General features: G+C 28.4%; 17 protein-coding genes. 16 read left to right on the top strand and 1 reads right to left on the bottom strand.

All coding sequences use genetic code 11. From position 1 onward, the window contains the following. The 8 genes from ACRC28_RS11500 (at position 1) to ACRC28_RS11535 (ending at position 7,147) form a co-directional block, all read left to right on the top strand. Positions 1-798, top strand: coding sequence for an ABC transporter permease (locus ACRC28_RS11500; protein WP_438543585.1), 798 nt, complete (start codon positions 1-3; stop codon positions 796-798). Between the two features lie 11 nt (positions 799-809). Next, entirely contained in the window at positions 810-1,967 is a 1,158-nt protein-coding gene (locus tag ACRC28_RS11505; protein ID WP_438543586.1) for an ABC transporter ATP-binding protein, read from the top strand. Between the two features lie 113 nt (positions 1,968-2,080). After that, complete coding sequence (locus tag ACRC28_RS11510) at positions 2,081-2,803, top strand: IspD/TarI family cytidylyltransferase (protein ID WP_438543587.1); 723 nt, start codon at positions 2,081-2,083, stop codon at positions 2,801-2,803. Then, the gene (locus ACRC28_RS11515; RefSeq protein ID WP_438543588.1) at positions 2,793-3,812 is read left to right on the top strand and encodes a ribitol-5-phosphate dehydrogenase; all 1,020 of its coding nucleotides are present in this window, start codon (positions 2,793-2,795) and stop codon (positions 3,810-3,812) included. The genes ACRC28_RS11510 and ACRC28_RS11515 overlap by 11 nt, the downstream gene beginning before the upstream one ends. A 54-nt stretch (positions 3,813-3,866) precedes the next feature. Then, on the top strand, positions 3,867-5,012 hold the full coding sequence (locus ACRC28_RS11520; RefSeq protein ID WP_438543589.1) for a CDP-glycerol glycerophosphotransferase family protein: 1,146 nt from the start codon (positions 3,867-3,869) through the stop codon (positions 5,010-5,012). A gap of 9 nt (positions 5,013-5,021) precedes the next feature. Continuing rightward, positions 5,022-5,492 (top strand): PssD/Cps14F family polysaccharide biosynthesis glycosyltransferase, encoded by a 471-nt coding sequence (gene pssD, locus ACRC28_RS11525; RefSeq protein WP_438543590.1) that lies wholly within the window; start codon positions 5,022-5,024, stop codon positions 5,490-5,492. Then, on the top strand, positions 5,492-5,953 hold the full coding sequence (gene pssE / locus ACRC28_RS11530; RefSeq protein WP_438543591.1) for a PssE/Cps14G family polysaccharide biosynthesis glycosyltransferase: 462 nt from the start codon (positions 5,492-5,494) through the stop codon (positions 5,951-5,953). Before pssD ends, pssE begins: the two co-directional genes overlap by 1 nt. Before the next feature lie 72 nt (positions 5,954-6,025). Further along, complete coding sequence (locus ACRC28_RS11535; protein ID WP_438543592.1) at positions 6,026-7,147, top strand: Card1-like endonuclease domain-containing protein; 1,122 nt, start codon at positions 6,026-6,028, stop codon at positions 7,145-7,147. Positions 7,148-7,172: 25 nt separating this feature from the next. Here ACRC28_RS11535 and ACRC28_RS11540 read toward each other — a convergent pair whose 3' ends face one another. Beyond that, on the bottom strand, positions 7,173-8,063 hold the full coding sequence (locus ACRC28_RS11540; RefSeq protein ID WP_438543593.1) for a phosphatidylserine decarboxylase: 891 nt from the start codon (positions 8,061-8,063) through the stop codon (positions 7,173-7,175). 267 nt (positions 8,064-8,330) lie between these two features. Here ACRC28_RS11540 and ACRC28_RS11545 point away from each other — a divergent pair, with 267 nt between their 5' ends. The 8 genes from ACRC28_RS11545 to ACRC28_RS11580 all read left to right on the top strand — a co-directional run bounded on the left by ACRC28_RS11545 (position 8,331) and on the right by ACRC28_RS11580 (position 19,601). Next, a complete protein-coding gene (locus ACRC28_RS11545) occupies positions 8,331-10,058 on the top strand; it encodes a ferredoxin hydrogenase (protein WP_438543594.1) in 1,728 nt (575 codons plus the stop codon). Between the two features lie 96 nt (positions 10,059-10,154). Continuing rightward, positions 10,155-10,940 carry a Cof-type HAD-IIB family hydrolase gene (locus ACRC28_RS11550; RefSeq protein ID WP_438543595.1) on the top strand — a complete coding sequence of 262 codons (786 nt, stop codon included), beginning with the start codon at positions 10,155-10,157 and terminating at the stop codon, positions 10,938-10,940. A gap of 189 nt (positions 10,941-11,129) precedes the next feature. Next, on the top strand, positions 11,130-12,584 hold the full coding sequence (gene wsfD / locus ACRC28_RS11555; protein WP_438543596.1) for a glycan biosynthesis hexose transferase WsfD: 1,455 nt from the start codon (positions 11,130-11,132) through the stop codon (positions 12,582-12,584). Beyond that, on the top strand, positions 12,581-13,435 hold the full coding sequence (locus ACRC28_RS11560; protein ID WP_438543597.1) for a diguanylate cyclase domain-containing protein: 855 nt from the start codon (positions 12,581-12,583) through the stop codon (positions 13,433-13,435). Before wsfD ends, ACRC28_RS11560 begins: the two co-directional genes overlap by 4 nt. Next, the gene (locus ACRC28_RS11565; protein ID WP_438543598.1) at positions 13,425-14,744 is read left to right on the top strand and encodes a DUF2334 domain-containing protein; all 1,320 of its coding nucleotides are present in this window, start codon (positions 13,425-13,427) and stop codon (positions 14,742-14,744) included. The genes ACRC28_RS11560 and ACRC28_RS11565 overlap by 11 nt, the downstream gene beginning before the upstream one ends. Positions 14,745-14,755: 11 nt before the next feature. Then, positions 14,756-16,003 carry a glycosyltransferase family 2 protein gene (locus ACRC28_RS11570; protein WP_438543599.1) on the top strand — a complete coding sequence of 416 codons (1,248 nt, stop codon included), beginning with the start codon at positions 14,756-14,758 and terminating at the stop codon, positions 16,001-16,003. A gap of 15 nt (positions 16,004-16,018) precedes the next feature. Next, positions 16,019-18,109 (top strand): cellulose biosynthesis cyclic di-GMP-binding regulatory protein BcsB, encoded by a 2,091-nt coding sequence (locus ACRC28_RS11575; RefSeq protein WP_438543600.1) that lies wholly within the window; start codon positions 16,019-16,021, stop codon positions 18,107-18,109. A 130-nt stretch (positions 18,110-18,239) separates the two neighbouring features. Then, on the top strand, positions 18,240-19,601 hold the full coding sequence (locus ACRC28_RS11580) for a hypothetical protein (protein ID WP_438543601.1): 1,362 nt from the start codon (positions 18,240-18,242) through the stop codon (positions 19,599-19,601). The last annotated feature ends 99 nt before the right edge of the window (positions 19,602-19,700 follow it).

The raw sequence follows: 19,700 nt of genomic DNA on the forward strand, positions 1-19,700 counted from the left end.
ATGTTAAAAGAAATTATTAAAGAAAATATGCAGTATCGAAAGCAAACCTTACTTATATCAAAAGTTGATTTAGTTAAAACTTATAAGGGTTCTGCGTTAGGATATGCATGGGCTGTAGTTAGACCACTTGTAACAATTGCTGTATATTTATTTGCATTCCAAATAGGTATACGTAAAAGTAGTACGATGGATTGTTTTCCATATTTACTTTGGCTAGTTTCAGGACTTTGTCCTTGGTTTTTTGTAAGTGATGCTGTTGTTGGAGGAGCAATGTCTATAAGAGGTTATAGGCAATTTGTTACTAAGATGAAATTCCCAATATCAACAATACCAACATTTGTACTATTATCTAAGATGTACGTGCAAGTAATGCTAGTAGGATGTGTAATGGTGATATTTGCAATATATGGATATTTCCCAGATTTATATTACTTACAATTCTTATTCTATATACCAATGATGTACTTGTTCTTCTTAGCACTGACATGGACACTTTCGTCATTATCAGTAATTAGTAGAGACTTTGAAAACTTAGTTAAATCGTCATTACAAGCTATATTATGGATATCTCCAATACTTTGGAATGTAAATGATATTCATACACCTTGGCTTAGAACATTGATGAAATTAAATCCAGTTGCTTACTTTATAGCAGGGTACAGAAATATATTTTTATATAAGCAATGGTTCTTTGATAGCAAATATACTATTTATATAATAGTTGTAACAATAATATTTGCTGTAATAGGAAGTAAGGTTTATAAGAGAACATATAAAGAATTTACAGATGTTTTATAAGGAGAAGAGTTATGGAAGAATATGCAGTGCAGTTTAAACATTTATCAAAAGAATATAAATTATATAAAGATGATAAAGATAGATTTAAAGATTTGTTCTGGGGAAAAAGATTTACTCCTTTTAGAGCATTAAATGATGTAACATTAGACTTACCAAAAGGTGAAGTTATAGGAATATTAGGTAAAAACGGTTCTGGTAAAAGTACAATTTTAAAAGTTGTAACAGGAGTTGTATATCCAACAGATGGTGAAGTTATTGTTAATGGTAGAGTATCAGCTTTACTAGAATTAACAGCAGGGTTTGATGGAGAACTTACAGGAAGAGAAAATATTTACCTTAAAGGATATTCAATGGGAATGCTAAAAGATGAAGTAGAGGCTATGGAGGAGTCGGTTATAGACTTTTCAGAGCTTGGAGATTATATAGAGCAACCAGTTAGAATGTATTCAAGTGGTATGAAAGCAAGACTTGGTTTTGCAATAGCTGTTAATATTGATCCAGACATTCTTGTTGTAGATGAAGCCTTATCTGTTGGAGATGAAATGTTTAGAAATAAATGTTTAGAGAGAATGGATAAGTTTAGAGATGAAGGAAAAACAATACTTTTCGTTTCTCACTCATTACCACAAATGAGAGACTTCTGTACAATAGGATTTTGGCTTTATCATGGAGAAGTAATTGCTTATGGTGATATGGATGAAGTAGCAAATCTTTATAAGCATTATTTAAATGGTGTTCCAGTAGAAAAAATATTAGCAGATAGAGAAAAATATATTGATTTAATTGAAATTAAACAAAGTTTAGAAGAAATAGATTTTGGAACAGAAGAAGTATCATTTAAAGGATATATTGATTTAGAACCAGTTCATAAGCAATATTCAATTGAAAATATAACATTAAGAGAAGATGAAGTTGAGTATGCTTTTGAAGATATAAAATTTGAAAAAGATGAAGAATTCCCAAAAAATAATAGATATAAATATGAATTTGTACTACCATTTAAAGATATTCCAGAAGGATTCTTTAACTTTGAAATTAACTTAAGTGTTGATGGAGAAAAGTATGTAAGACAGGCATGGTGTGCAAGTAAATTTGGGCAATTTGTAAATGCAGATAATAAGATAGATATAACAATAAAATCTAATAGAATGAAAATTAGAAAAGGTTAGTTATTAAAGGAGTTGTTTTGTTTAAAACAACTCCTTTGTTTTAAATAGGGAATAAATGTGATAAAATTATAATAAAAAATAAGTAAATGTCCTAAACGGGAGGGAATAGATTTATGATATACGCAGAGATTTTAGCAGGTGGAAAAGGAACTAGAATGGGGAATACTGAAATGCCTAAACAGTTCTTAAAGATTGGAGAAAAGCCAATAATAATTCATACACTTGAAACGTTTTTATTAAATACTAGATTTAATAAAGTTATAATAACTACACCAAGCCAATGGATACAACATACAAGTGATTTAATAAATAAGTTTATACCAAAGGCAATACAAGAGAGAGTTCATGTATGTGCAGGTGGAGCTGATAGAAATGAATCAATAATGAGCGGAATAAGATTTATAGAAAAAGAATTTGGAATTAATGATGATGATGTTATAGTAACGCATGATGCAGTAAGACCATTTTTAACACATAGAATAATAAATGAAAATATAGATGAAGCTTTAGCTTGTGGAGCTTGTGATACAGTAGTTCCAGCTTTTGATACTATAGTTGAATCTAAGGATGGAGAAGCTATAAGTGATATTCCAAGAAGAGACTTCATGTATCAAGGTCAAACACCTCAAAGCTTTAACATAAGAACACTTGTTGACCTTTATAATTCATTAAGCAAGGATGAAAAAGAAGTTTTAACAGATGCAGCTAAGATATTTGTTGTTAAAGGAAAGAAAGTTAAGCTAGTGCAAGGAGAGGTTTATAATATGAAAATAACTACTCCATATGATTTAAAGTTAGCTAATGCTTTAGTGAGGGATGATTTAAATGATAAATAAAGTTTATAGATTAATAGCACCTAAGCAAATTGTTGTTGAATTTAAAGATAGAAGCTTAGATGGTGAAGGTATAATTGTTAGACCTACAAGACTTTCTATATGTGCAGCTGACCAAAGATACTATACAGGTACAAGAGGGAAGGAAGCTATGAAAAAGAAACTTCCAATGGCACTTATCCATGAAGGGGTAGGGGAAGTTATATATGATCCAAAAGGAGAGTTTAAAGCTGGAGATACAGTAGTAATGATTCCAAACACTCCAACAGAAGGAAATGATGTTATTGCAGAAAACTATTTAAGAACTAGTAAGTTTAGAGCCAGTGGATATGATGGATTTATGCAACAATATGTTTTTATGGGAAGAGATAGAATTATAAAGTATAACAATATAAATCATGAAGTAGCATCTTTCTTAGAGCTTATTAGTGTATCGGCACATGCTATTGATAGATTTGATAAAAAGGCTCATAAGAATAGAGAAACAATAGGAGTTTGGGGAGATGGAAATGTTGGGTTTATAACAGCATTAATATTAAAGAAAAAGTTCCCAAAATCAAAAATAGTTGTTTTAGGGAAAAATGAAGAGAAGCTTAACTTCTTCTCATTTGTAGATGAAACATATCAGATTGATGATATTCCAAAGGACTTTAAAGTAGACCATGCTTTTGAAGCTGTTGGTGGAAGAGGTTCTGAAAGTGCAGTAAAGCAAATAATAGATTATATAAATCCAGAAGGAGTTATTGCTTTACTTGGAGTTTCTGAAATGCCAGTTCCGATAGATACTAGAATGGTTTTAGAAAAAGGAATAACACTAGTAGGAAGCAGTAGAAGTGGAAGAGTTGATTTTCAGGCAGCAGTTGATTTCTTAGAAGAACATGTTGATGCTCAAAATCAATTACAAAAGCTTATATCAGCAGTAATAGATGTAAGAGAAATCAGTGATATAATAAAAGGATTTGAATATGATTTAACAACTCCATTTAAGACTATATTAGAGTGGAATATTTAAAAATAAGGTGCTGTAATTTTGCAGCACCTTTAGATTATTAGTGAGGTAGATGATTTGAAAATAGTTGAAAGGTTAATAATAAAATATATACTAAAGATTATCTATGGTGTATCCCATATATTTAGAGTGAAAAAGCGTGTAGTCTTTGCAACTTATAGACCAGATTATATGGAGGGAAATTATAAATATATTATTGAAGAACTTAAAAGACAGGATAAGAGCTTTGAAGTCAAAATTTTATACAAGAAACCAGAAGGTGGAGCTTTAGGAAATATAAAATATTTACTTCATATGTGCAAGGCTGAATATTATTTAGCTACATCAGAATTCTTTGTAGTAGATGATTTTTATTTCCCAGTATATGCAATGAATAGCTTAAGAAAAGGAACTGAAGTAATACAGGTGTGGCACGCTTGTGGTGCATTTAAAAAGTTTGCATTAAGTACAGTAGATGAAAATTATTCAAATGGAAATGAGTATATAAAATATGTTAAGATTCATACAAATTATACTCATGTTATAGTTACATCAGATGAGGTTAAAGAGGCATATAAGGATGCATTTATAGTAGATGATGAGGCCATAAAACCACTTGGAGTAGCAAGAACTGATTTGTTTTTTGATGAAGAAAAAAAGGAAGATATAAAGGCTGAGTTATATAAATTATATCCAAGTCTAGAAAATAAGAAGATAGTTTTATATGCACCAACTTTTAGAGGAACAGGACAAAGTAATGCTGAAAGTGAAATTACCTTAGATATAGAAAAGCTTGTAAATAGCTTTGATGAAGATACTATTTTAGCTTTGAAAATGCATCCTTTTGTAAAGTGGAGATATAAGGGGAATAATAATCGTGTTGTGGATATGTCTGATTATAAATCTATAAACAATATCTTACTAATAACAGATAGCTTAATAACTGATTACTCTTCAACAATATTTGAATTTGCATTATTAGAGAGAAGGATGTTCTTTTATGCAGATGATTTAGAGGAATATATAGATGATAGAGATTTTTACTATGACTTTAAGGAGTTTGTTCCAGGTCCAATAGTAAAAACAACCGATGAACTTATTAATGCTATGAAAAATGAAGACTATGATTTAGAGAAGGTTAGAGAGTTTAAAAATAAATTCTTTAAGTATACAGATGGAAAATCGAGTGAAAGAATAGTAGAAAAAATAATATTAAAGAAATAAGGTGATAACTTGAAAAAAGTACTTTTTGTAGCTTCAACAGGAGGACATTTGTCAGAACTTATGGAGCTTAAACCTCTTTTTGAAAAATATGATTATCATATAATAACTGAAAAAACTGATACCACTATAAAGCTTAAAGATAAATATAAAGAAAAAATAAGCTATTTAGTATATGGTGCTAGAAATTATATGCTTAGTTATATGTTTAAATTTCCATATAATATATTAAAATCATTAGTTTTTTATATGAAGCTTAGACCAGATGTTATTGTAACAACAGGAGCTCATACAGCAGTACCAATTTGTTATATAGGAAAGTTATTTAAAAAGAAGATAATATTTATAGAAACTTTTGCAAGGGTTAATAGCACAAGTATGTCAGGAAGACTTATTCATAAGGTGGCTGATGTATTTATAGTTCAACATCCTGAAATGGAAAAGGTTTATGAAAATGCTATATATAAAGGAGCGTTGTATTAATGATATTTGTTACAGTAGGAACACATGAATTAGGATTTGATAGAATGCTCGACTTTATAGAAAAAATAGACATAAAAGAAGAAGTTCTTATACAATCAGGAAATACTGATTTTAAATCAGAAAAGTATAAGGTAATTCCGTTTCTTTCACCAACAGAGTTCAACGAAACTATGGCAAAGTGTACTTTAATAGTAACTCATGGTGGAGTTGGGTCTATATTATCAGCACTTAAAAAAGGAAAGAAAGTTATAGTTATGGCAAGGCTTCAAAAGCATAATGAGCATAACGATGACCACCAGTTAGAGATTTGTGAAAAGCTTGGAAAAGATGGTCATATCATAAACTGCACAAGTTTTGAAGAGTTTAAAGAAGCAGTTTTAAATTATAATGAAATAGAGTTAAAGCCATATAAATTTGATAATAGTAGATTATTGAATTTTATCGAAGAAACTATAGGATAAGAGTGAAAAGGTTATTTTTAATTAAATAACCTTTTATTTTTTTGGAATAATAGGTATATAGGAGTTGATAATATGTACGATATTTTAGTTACACCAATAGATAAGCATAATGATAGTACAATTATTTTAATTAAGAAATATAAATTTAAGAAGATAATAATCTTAGTAACAGAAAAATGTAATGATTGCATTAGAGAGTGTATTATAAATGTTGCAAAGGAAAATGGTTCAAAGCTAGAGTTTTTTAAGTGCGGTGAAGATGATTTTTCTATTATAAATAAGCTAATAGAAAACAATGAAGTACTGTTAAATTTAACAGGAGGAGAAAGAATACAGGCATTATATTTATTAAAATTTGCATTAGAAAAAAAGGTGGATAGCATATATATAGATATATTAGGAAGGAAAAAATATATATTTGGGAAAAATGATGGGAAAGTGGATGAGCATTTAATTGATTTAAATATTGAAGAAATGATTCATGCAACAGGACATAGGATAATAAGTGATGAAACAAATCTTATAAAGAAGAATTATGTGTTAGAGATTGCAAAAAAGATTCACGAGAATATAGATTTGTGGGATAAATATAAAAGAAAGATATACGACCCAAGCATTTTCTCCCATTATTATGGCGATACAAAGAGAGTTGTTGTACAAGAAGAGGTACTAAATGAGGAGGAAAAAAATCTTCTTTATAAAATATTAGACTATGGTGTGGAAAAAGAAATAATTAAAAAGTTTAAAGAAGGAAATGAGCTTGTAATAGAATTTAAAGATAAGGATATAAAAGGTTTTATTTTTAAAGTTGGAACATGGCTTGAAGTTTTAACAGAAGCTGTGGTAATGTCTATAAAATCCATTGATGAAGTGAAAAGTGGTCTTGTCTTTACATGGATTAAGGATAATATAGAACTGAAAAATGAGTTAGATGTAGTTGCAATAAGAGATTCAAGCATAATAGTAATATCATGTAAAGACAGTGAAAAATATGAGGAGTCAGCATTAAATGAATTAAATGTTTATAGTGAAAGAATTGGTGGAAACAAAGTGAAAAAAATTTTAGTAGCAACAAAAGCACCACATAAAAAGAATATAGTGGAAAGAGCAAAGGAAATGGATATTGATATTGTAGTGCTTGAAAAGGATATAAACAAATTTAGAGAAAAAATAAAAAAAATTATCGATAGATAAAAATATAAAAGCTAGCAAAAATTTGCTAGCTTTTTTTATGTCCGATAGTTTCACCCATGAAAACTTTAGACTCATATCCTAAGTTTGTTTGTTTAATTATATCTTCATCAATTTTTATAGCCTCTTTCTTAAAGAAAAGAACTACTGTTGATCCACCAAATTTAAAGTAACCTTTTTCATCACCTTTAGATACCTCCATATTTGGCATATATGTTTGAAGAATTGTTCCAACACATGTGGCACCTACTTCTACATATAAGACATCATTAAAATTATCAGTTTTAAATAAAGACCACTCACGTTTATTTTCACAGAATAATCTAGGAATATTCTTAAGTGCAATTGGATTCACTGAATAATATTTCCCAGGAATAAATGTAGATTTAGTACATATACCAGAATCTATAAAATGAAATCTATGATAATCAATTGGAGAAAGTCTACAAATAATACATGTACCACCTTCAAATTCATCAGCAACAGAATCGTTATTTATAAAATCACGTAGGCTATATGTTAAACCCTTTACTTGAACTAGCTTGTTTAAATTAATATCTTCATATGCTAAAATTCTACCATCAGCAGGTGAAATTAAAATGTTAGAAGCCTTATCAAAAGGTCTAGCATCAGATTTTAATGTTCTAGTGAAGAAATCATTAAAGTTTCTAAATTCCTTTGGTTTTTTTCTGCAAACGTTCATATCTATATCAAAATCACGTATAAAATGCTTGATTTTTTTACGGCTAAATTTAGTATCACAGAAAGCACCATAAACTTTAGAACAAAGTTTTTTCTTAAAGATAAGTTCAGTTAGTTTCTTACCTTTAGGAGATTCATAGCACCATACTAGATACTTTTTACCAGCAATATTTTCTTTTTCATATTGTCCTGTTTTTCTGTTGTAAACTAATAACATATTTTCTCCTTCTATAGCCACTTAAATATACTTAAATGATATAGTAAAGTTAGATATTATGCAAGGTATATGGGAATTATATGGATAATCTTTAATATGAATTGATATTCTACAAATAATATTGTAAAATTATATATAGATTTAAAATATTTATCTGTAAGTAAAAAAATGAAAAAGTTAGGGTTTGTTTAAACTAGTTAAAAAAATAACAAACTTTTTAGGTTTTAAGAGGCGATTTTAAAATGTTAATGGAGGGAAATTTTTAGGATGAAAAATTTAATTATTAATGACAAAGAAATCCAAGTTGCAGAGGGAACTACTATCTTAGATGCAGCAAGACAAAATGGAATTGATGACATTGCAACATTATGTTATTTAAAGGACTGTGGAAACGTAGGTAAGTGTGGAGTTTGTGCTGTTGAAGTTGAGGGTAAGCCAAACTTAGCATTAGCATGTTTAACTAAAGTTGAAGATGGAATGGTTGTAAAAACTGATACTGAAAAAGTTCAAGAAAGAGTGAAAATGAGAGTATCTACAATTTTAAATAAACATGAATTTAAATGTGGTCCATGCCCAAGAAGAGAAAATTGTGAGCTTTTAAAATTAGTTATAAAAACTAGAGGAAAAGCAGCAACTCCTTTTGTACCAGAAGATAGAGAAGCAAACATTGATAGAAGAAGTAAATCAATCGTAATTGATAGAAACAAATGTATATTATGTGGAAGATGTCAAGCGGCTTGTAAAGATAAAGCAGGAACAGAAATAATTCAAATCAGAAATATTGATGGAGTAAGAATGGTATGTCCTCCAGAGAATAAAAGCTTTGATGATGTTAAATGCTTACTTTGTGGACAATGTGTAGCAGCATGTCCTGTTGGAGCACTACAAGAAAAATCACATGTTGAAAGAGTTCAAGATGCATTAAATGATGATGAAAAGCACGTAATAGTTGCTATGGCACCAGCTGTAAGAACAGCTATGGGTGAATTATTCAAAATGGGATACGGTGAAGATGTAACAGGAAAATTATATGCAGCATTAAGAAAATTAGGATTTAACAAAGTATTTGATATAAACTTTGGTGCTGATATGACAATAATGGAAGAAGGAACAGAGCTTTTAGGAAGAATTAAAAACAATGGTCCATTCCCAATGTTCACATCATGTTGTCCTGGATGGATAAGAGAAGTTGAATTATACTTCCCAGAATATCTTGATAATGTATCAACAGCAAAATCACCACAACAAGAATTTGGTGCAGCAAGTAAAAGTTACTATGCACATATAGAAGATATAGATCCAAGTAAAATATTCACAGTAACAATAATGCCTTGTACAGCTAAAAAGTTTGAAGCAGATAGAGAAGAAATGGAAAACAACGGAATAAGAAATATCGATGCTGTAATAACTACAAGAGAATTAGCTAAATTAATAAAAGAAGCAAAAATAAACTTTGCACAGTTAGAAAATGAAGAAGTAGATCCAGCAATGGGAGAATATACAGGTGCAGGAACTATATTTGGAGCAACTGGTGGAGTTATGGAAGCAGCACTTAGAACAGCTAAGGATTTAGCAGAAGGTGCCGATTTAGAAAATATTGAATATAAAGAAGTTAGAGGATTAGATGGATTAAAAGAAGCAACTGTAAGCATAGCTGGAAAAGACTATAATGTAGCAGTTGTTCATGGTGGAAAAAATATAATGAACTTCTTTAATAGTGGTAAATTAAATGAAAAAGAATATCATTTTGTTGAATTCATGGCATGTCCAGGTGGATGTGTAAATGGTGGAGGACAACCACATATAAATAATTTAGATAGAGAAAAAATGGATATTAGATCCGTAAGAGCTTCAGTGTTATATAATCAAGATAAGAATTTAAAAAGAAGAAAATCACATAAAAATGAAGCATTATTAAAAATGTATGATTCATATATGGGAGAGCCAGGACACGGTAAAGCTCATGAATTATTACATCATAAATACACAAAATAGATATTAAAACAAATTAGAATGAAGAAAAGGCTATGGTTAGACATAGCCTTTTTAATATATAATAGGAATTGAATAGAATGGATGTGGGGGAAAAATATGAAAATTTTAGCTAGTGATATGGATGGAACATTAGTAATCGAAGATAAAATTAATGAAAAAGATGTACAAGCTATAAATGAATTAAAGAAAAAAGGGCATAAGTTTATAGTTTCAACAGGAAGAACTTTAAGTGGAATGGGAAATATCTTTGAAAAGCATAAATTGCCTTATGATTATATGGTTTTATGTAATGGTGCTTTAATATTAGATGAAAATAATAAAATTATTTATAAGAATGTCATCGAAAATAAAAAAATAAAAAGTATTATTGAGACTTTTAGAGATAAAGAAAATTTAATGATGTATATGGATGATGGAGAAAACTTTTATATAGTTCAAACAGAAAATATAATAAAAAATGAAATATATTTTTTTGAAGGAATAGATTACATAAAAATAACCCCTGATGAGGCTTTAAAGCTTGAACAGGACTTTATTATGGGAAGTATTTTTGCTTGTGATAAAGATATCTCAAAGGCCATAAATGCAAAAGAAATATTAAATGAAATACTTCATGAAGGTGAAAGCTTTAGAAACGAGTATTTTGTTGATATAGTACCAAGTGGCTGTTCAAAAGGAAAAGGACTTGAAAAAGTATTAGAAATAGAAAATAAAGGAATTGAATCTTTATATACTATTGGGGATTCATATAATGATATATCTATGTTCCAAATAACAGAAAATAGTTATACATTTAATAGAGTTGAAAATGAAGTGAAAAAGCATGCTAAAAATAATGTTGATTATATTTATGAACTTATAGAAAAAATGTTAGAAGATTAAAGATATTTTTTTAATTATGAGGCATAATAATATTAGAAAATAAAGGATGTGAGTAGGGATGATATATGATGAGAGTAAAAATAATTTTAAAATCTCAAAAAAGAAGCACTATCACATACCTATTTTATACATTAAAGCCAATTTATATATAAATTGGCTTATTTTAATTAGAAAAAGTGAGTGATGTATATGAAGAATAAAGTTTATACTATTGCTAAAAATCTTAATTTTCCTATAATAACAGTTATTTTGGCAGCTCTAATAGGAGTAAATATATTGTTTATAAAACCTATAGTAGGAATGGCTAATAATGGTGATTATTTTAGGATTATTTCTTCAAATAATTTATATTATCTAAGAGATACAAAGAATCAAGAGCCTTTGTATTTTAAGTATTTTCAACCTAAATACGGAGTAAGTGATTTATATAATACAAATCAAAAAATGATAGTATCAACGCAGTCGTTGCTTATAAAGCCAGCAATGTTATTAGATAAGTTAATTACGGGTAATGATAAAACTTTTGATTTGAGATATTTAGCAATAATATTATTGGGATTTCAGTTATTGGCTACATACTTTATTATGAAAGTATTTTGTAGTTATTTAAAATCGCCATTAAGTAAGGCGATAATATCATTTTTATATTTATTTGTATTTATGGATGTTGGATATATTGCATATTTTAATTCGTTCTTTGGGGAAGGAGTTAATATTCCATTTTTTTTACTGAGTGTTGGATTTTTGCTATATATTATACGATTTAATAAGGTTAAATGGTATAATATTTTGATTTTTTCAATTGTATCAATAATATTCTTTGGAGCAAAGCAACAATTAGCACCAGTTGGAGTATTGCTTGCAATTCTTTTATTTAGAGTGATGTATTATAAAAGAAGCATGGAAATTAAAGTCGTTTCAATAACTTGTGCAATTATATTAACCTTTGCAGGTATATATTTTTACTCTGCAATTAAGGGAGATTTTCAATACATAAACAAGTATCATGCATTGAATAGGGGAATTTTATTAAATGAAAAGAATCCAGATGAAATATTGAAAAGTATGGGAATAAGTACACAATATTCTCTTTTGGAAAATACAATTTATTTTTCTCCTGTTACTCAAATTAACTTAAATGATAAAAAACTTATAAAAGAGTATTACGATAAAATTGGTGTTGGTAATATAATAAAATTTTACGCACTACATCCTAATATCATGATTAAAATGATGGATTTAGGTTTTAGAGAGGGGTATGATATAAGACCAAATGAGCTTGGAAATTATACTGTAGCATCAGGCAAGCCACCAGTTGCTAAAAGCTACTTTTGGGGAGGATGGAGTTATATTAAAGCGAAGTTTTTTCCGAAGAGCTTACTTGCATCACTTATTTATATAAGTATCTTTTTATATTTTTCAATTAAAAGATATAAAAAAGGTAATGATAAGGAAAAGCTTGTTGAGGAAGTGTATTATTATGTACTGTTAGTTGGAATAAGTCAAATTGCAATTTCTTTAATTGGAGCTGGAGATGCAGATTTAGCAAAGCATGAGTTTATGTATAATATGGCTTTTGATTTTCTATTTTTAGTTTGCATAAATAACGTATTGATAAAATTAGAAAAAAGAGGTGATAAATGATGGAGAAATTTGATGTAAGAAAAAGAGTGGATATTGCAATGACTATAATAATTGTATTCTTTTTTGGGTTAGGACTTACATTTAGTATGTTTAACTTTAAGAGTAGCTATGAAAACTATGTTATGTTTTTATTATTGATGATAGTTTGTATAGTTAGTTATTATTTAGGAGTTACAATGTCATTAGTAGTGACGTTGGTAGTAGATTTTGGATACATTAGCTTTAAAATATATGACTTCTTTATGGATGGGGTTTTAGCTAATGTAGAAACCTATTATTGGATAATTTTAATTGTAGTAGGAGCTATAGTTTCATCATATTTATCAAAAAATATAAATGTGATGCAAGAAGAAGTAAAAGAGCTTACAGAGAAAAACAATGAACTTGTAATGATAGATTCAGAAAGTGGAATAAGAAATATAAAGGCATTTATAAATGAAATGCCAATTTATATGAGTATGGTTAATAGACATAGAGATTTACCTCTTAGTTTAATGGTTATGCAGATAAAACATAGTGGAAATATAAGAAAAATATTAGGAGTTGATAAATATAAAGTACTTATAAACACAATAGCTAAGATAACTAATGAAACTTTAAGAGATGAAGACAGAAAATATGTATTAAGTAATGATACTTTTGCGTATATTCTTATCACTGATGAAAAAGGATCGCAAAGAGTAAAGGAAAGAATTAAAGAGAGTATAAACAAGGAAATTGATTTAAAAAGAGAGAGTCTTCGTGGAATCAAAATCGAAATTCAGATGGGAATATGTGAGTGGAAGGAAACTATAAAAGATCCAGTTGAATTTTTAACCTTAGCTGAAAGTGAGTTAAATTATGATGTTTAAGAAAAGTAAAATACTTGTTTTAAGCATAATAATTTTGATTGGCATAAGCCCAATAATAAAGGCAAATGCAACAGAAATAAATAAAGGTATATTGGTGCTATATGATGCCACTAATATTTATGGGACTTCTGAGAATATATTAAATGAAGTAAATTTAACTTTAATGCAATCCGGTGAAAAGGTTACTATAAAAAAATCAAACTTTCAAAGAAGTGAAAGCTTAGAAGGATATTCAAAGATAGTAATTTTGAATTGTAATACAGAAAATTTTGGAACAGCATTTATTCAAGATATTGATAAAGAAAAGAATAAGATTATATATATATCTAATATTTCAAATGCAGGATTAAAATATGAAAAGAAAATAGGAATTGAAAGTTCTAATTTAAATATGTTTAGAAATGAAATATTAAATAGTTTAAACATAACGAATAGAGAAAAATATTTGATGATTGATAATGTTACTCCATTTATGAATTTAAATGATTTAGTTTCTAAAATAAAATATTTAAATAAAAATGGAATACCATTTATTATAAATACAATTCCTGTTTTTGAAAATCCAACATTTAAAGCAATGCAAAACTTTACTGAGGTATTAAGATATGCACAGGCATCAGGTGGGGATATAATTATGAGCCCACCATATATAAATCAAGGTGGTGCAACACCAGATGAAATATTTAGTGCAATGATGGAGGGATATAAGAATTATATAAATTACTTAGTTTATCCGATAGGTTTTGAAGCACAAAGTTATCTTCTTTACAATGAAGGTTTAAAGGCGGATTTAGAAAAAAGCAATACCATTTTTATAAAAAGAACAGGCGTAGATATGTCTTGGTTAAAGGATTATAATAATCCGACATTTAAAAATGTAGTAGAAGAAATTTCATACAATGGGGAAACAAATAAGATAAAAAATATGAAAGGGAAAGTGGCTATAAGCTTAGATGGAGCTGAAGAAAATAATTTATTTGAAGAGCAAGTAGAGCAGCTTTCTAATAATAATATATTTTTTAATAATCCAAGAGATTTAAATACAGAGGTTGAGATTTCAGGCAATAAAATTCAATGTGGGGCTGAAGGAGTTTACTTGAATGGGAAGTATGTACAACAAAATACATACATTTCAAATAAAGAATTATTTAAAGAAAATAATAATAAGACTTTACCAGAAAATAAGGATGATATAGATATTTCAGGAGCAAGCAAAAAGTTAGCTTTCTTTGCGATAGTAGTATGTATTATTTTTATAGTTATAACGATTTTAAGTAAGAGAATAGATAGAAAAAAATATTTTAGATAGGAGTACAAAAGATGATAAGTGGATATTTAGCGATATATTCCCTTATAGTAATTTGGATAATAATATTTATAAACGTTATTTTAGTTATAGCGGGATATGTTTATTATGAGAAGTTACAAAAGGTTAGTATGAAAGAAGAACTTTCATACTATCCCTTTGTATCAGTTATGGTTCCAGCTCATAATGAAGCAGTTGTAATAGAAAAAACGGTGAGGGCATTACTTAATTTATCTTATCCACATGATAGGTATGAAATTATTGTGATAAATGATAATTCAAGTGATAATTCAGCAGAAATATTAAAGGGAATTCAAGATGAAAATAAAGAGAGAAATTTAATTGTAATAAACACAGATAGTGTAACAGGGGGAAAAGGAAAATCAAATTCCTTAAATATAGGATTTGAGAAAAGTAAGGGAGAGATATTAGCAATTTATGATGCTGACAATACACCAGAAAAAAATGCTTTAAAATATCTTGTACAAACATTAATGGAAGATGATGGACTAGGTGCAGTTATTGGAAAATTTAGATGTAGAAATAAAAATGTAAATCTACTTACAAGATTTATAAATATAGAAACATTAACTTTTCAATGGATGGCACAAGCAGGTAGATGGCAGCTTTTTAAATTATGTACAATACCAGGAACAAACTTTGTTATTAGAAGATCAATTATAGAAAGTATTGGAGGCTGGGATACAAAGGCAGTTACAGAAGATACTGAGATAAGCTTTAGAATGTATAGAATGGGATATAAAATAAAGTTTATGCCAAAGGCTGTAACTTGGGAGCAAGAACCACAAACTTTAAAGGTATGGATAAAGCAAAGAACGAGATGGGCAAAAGGTAATAATTATGTAGTTGTAAAAAACTTTAAATATCTATTTAGAAAAGATGCAGGTGTTACACGATTTGACATATTGTATTATTCTATAACATATTTTTTATTTTTATCAGCAGGTGTAATCTCAGATTTACTATTTATATTAGGTTTACTAGGAATAGTACATTTAGATATAGCAGGATATAGCATAATATTCTGGGTGATGGCTATACTGGTTTTTGTCTTATCAATTCAAGTAGCAATTTCAACAGAAAAAGGAGAACTTACATTAAAAAATGCAGGTGTAACAATAATAATGTATTTTGTATACTGTAAGCTTTGGGAAGTGGTTGCGGTAATGGGGTTCTATGGATATATGAAAGATACAATTCTAAAAAGAGAAACAAAGTGGTATAAAACAGAAAGATTCTAAGGAGGAGATTTTAGAGTGAAAAGGAAGATAAGTAGTACACTTCTAGCGATTTTAATGGCATTTACATTTGTAATATTAAGTAGTGGAATAACGGCAAATGCAGCTACAAATAGTAATGAGCAAAAGACATTTTCATTACAGTCAGATGTTGTATTTAGAGGAGATTTTTCATCACATGAAATATATTTTAATGTTAATAAGTGGTGGAATGTAAATGGGGCTAATATGACAGTTAATTTTACAAGAAGTCAAATAAAATCAGAAAATACTCAAACGTTTTTTGTATTTTATATAAATAATATACCTTTTAGAACAGAGCAGGTATATTACAAAGGAAATGATAATGTTCAAACATTAAAGCTAAATGTGCCTAAAAGGCTATTTAAAGAAGGAACTAATACTTTAAAAATTGAAGCATATATGAGAATTTCAGAGTTGCCTTGTGTAGATGATGTTAATCCAGCAAACTGGGCGACTGTAAATAAAGGAACTAATATAACTTTAAATTTTGCAAATAAGGAATCAAATAATAATATAGGTAATTTTCCTTATCCATATATAAGAGAAAATAACAATCCAAGTGCAGATACACAAATAGTAGTTCCAAATGATTATAAAGACTTTGATGTCTCAAATGCATTTTTATTAAATTCTTACTTTGGAAGAGTGTTTGAACAAAGCGATTATAATGGGCAAATAGTTAAACAAAGTGATGTTAATAAGAATGATAATTTAATTTATATAGGGAGCTATGATTCTTTGCCACAAGAAGTTAAGGATAAGGTTTCAAATAGCAATGTGAATTTTGATAATCAAGCCTTGATAGAGCAAATAAATTCCCCATATAATAATGGAAATAAAATGTTGCTTGTATTAGGAAGTAATAATGAACTTTTAACTAAAGCAACAAAACTGTTAATGAACTCATCTATAGTTAATCAGTTAAATATTAATCGTTACGTAGTGGATAATAATGTTCAAGAACTTCAAATAGTAAATGGAGTGCAAGATAAAATAACATTACAAGATATGGGAGTTAATGGAGCATACCTTGAAGGGCCATTTACAAGGTCAGTGGATATAGGATATAAAATGCCTAAAAACAGGGTCCTTGCGGCAGGTGGAAAAATATTTTTAAATATGAGATATGCACAAAATTTAGACTTTAATAAAGCTTTAGTAACTGTATATATAAATGGAGTGCCAGTTGGAAGCAAAGCATTATCTGCAAATAAAGCTAATGGTGATACATTAGAATTAAATATTCCAACAGATATTCAAACAACATCATATTTAAATATAGAGATAGCATTTAATCTAGCGGTTAAGGACACATGGTGTGAGAAGAGACAAGTAAAAGCACCATGGGCATATGTAACACCAGAATCATATGTATACTTACCAACAGTACAAACAAAAGATTATAATTTTGTTAGATATCCAAGTCCATATATACAAGATAATGATTTTAATAATGTACTTGTAATAGCACCAAATAATATGAATTCAACAGATTTAACTAAGCTTGGTCAAATGTTTGCATTAATGGGGCAAGGAACAAAATATAATGTAGGGAATATAACTGTTGAAAATGGAAATGATGTAACAAGTGCAAAGAACAGTAGCAACTTAATTGTATATGGAACACCAAATAGTAATCCATTTATAAAAGAAATAAATAAAGATTTATGGTTTAAATATAATTCAAGCTTTACAGGGTTTGAATCAAATGCAAAACAATTCTTAACAGAACCATATAACAGTCAAATAACTTCAATGCAAATAAGTAAATCTCCATATAACAGTAGTAGAGGAATGCTTGTACTTACAGCACCGAATGAAACAAATCTGCAAAATGCAATGTTATATTTAGATAATTCAAAGAAAGAATTAGAGCTTACAGGAGATTCAGCACTTATAGACCAAAATGGGAATGTTCAAAATTATCAAATGGTAAAACCAGAAGATAATGAGCCATCATTTGATATGATAAAAGGAAGTAATATTCTAACCAAAGGATTAATGGGAATATTAGTATTATTAATAGCATTAATAGTAGTTGCAGGATTATTATTCGTAAACAAATATAAAAAAAATAAAAAGTAAAATTAAGGTAAGGATGTTATAATTTATATTATGACATTCTTTTTTTCATATTTATTTCATATTTCATATTAATTTCATATTGAGAAGTTAAATTTAAAGTGAGAATAAATCAAAATAAGGGGGTAGTTTCATGGGAATTAGCAAATTTTCTAAGAGTATCTACAAAAGAGAGAATAATAGGCCATTCATTATAACTATTGCAGTAATAGCAGTATTTATGTATAACACTATAAGTACTTATTATAATGAAGCTGTATACAAAGTAACTATAACAGGTGTGCCACAAGAGTTTATTACAGAATTTGAAGAAGGTTGGATGAATTTATATAATGGGCCAACAGGAAATGAGTTGCAAATGAATTTATTTTTAGTTTTAAGTGCAGGTGCATTACTTGCAATATTTTCAACAATGATTTACACAAAGGAAAAAGGAAAAAATATAGCATGTATGTTTTATAGTGGAGGAAGCTATGGAGATGCATTTAAATTTTTAATATACAATACAATGAAAAGCTTTTTAATTGGATATGTATTAGGAACAGTTGTGGGAGCTTTAATATCACCATTATATAATTTAATTATTTATAAGATGATGGGAGTTGATGGAGCAATTTTCATCCCATTAGATAGTGAAGGAATTGTAGTATCGGTATTATTTATGATGATAATTATAGTAGCATCACTTATGGTGAACTGGGGATTTGTGTATAGAAAAGACACGCTAGGGTTAATGAAACTTGAAGGTGCTAGTAATATAGGTGATAAAAGGTCAACAAAGCTTCATTGGTCAGTTATATTAGGAATATACTTACTACCTTTTGTGTATGTTTTAGTTGTAGGAAAGGTAGAAGGAGTTCAAGACCATGTTGGAATTTTAAGCTATTTAAGCTTAGGAATGTTATATTGGCTTATAACTTATTCTCTTGCAGATATGATGGAAAGCTTTAAACAGAGAAAGTTTATGTATAAAAAAGGAAGAATAATATATCTTGGAAATGCATTGAAAGCAGTAAAAGATTCTTTCTCATATATAACAATTTTTCTTTTTGTTTTAATATATACAGTTAACAGTGTTGCAGGATTAATTCATGAGCAAGGAATAAAAGAAAGCTTAGCTCTTAGTTTAATAGGAATTGGATTATGTATTGCAGTAAGTCTTGGGTATAAATTAAATACTGAATTTGAAGGAATTAAAGAAAGAGCAATGCAATTAAGACTTATAGGTTTTTCAGACAAGCAAGTGGTGAAATGTGTAAAAGCAGAAGTAATGAGTATATTTATGTTTGTAATTGGAATCCCATTAATGATACTTGGAGCAAATATTTTAGCTTATGCATTTCAAGGAAGTTTTGATTATAGTTTTGGATTAGGAGTAATGATTGGGGTTTGCACACCAGTAGTTACGATAGCTATAGTGATATCGAGTTATTATGAAAAGAAAATAAAGAGTGATTTAAGTCATAAAGAAAAAAATGAGATAAAAGTAGCATAAAGGAGGGGAGAATAATGGACAATTATATAGAAGTTAAAAATTTATATAAAATATATGGTGAATATACTACAAAGTTTGAGGCTTTAAAGGATATAAATA

The sequence above is a fragment of the Clostridium sp. genome, from assembly GCF_051650885.1.
GTDB lineage: Bacteria > Bacillota > Clostridia > Clostridiales > Clostridiaceae > Clostridium.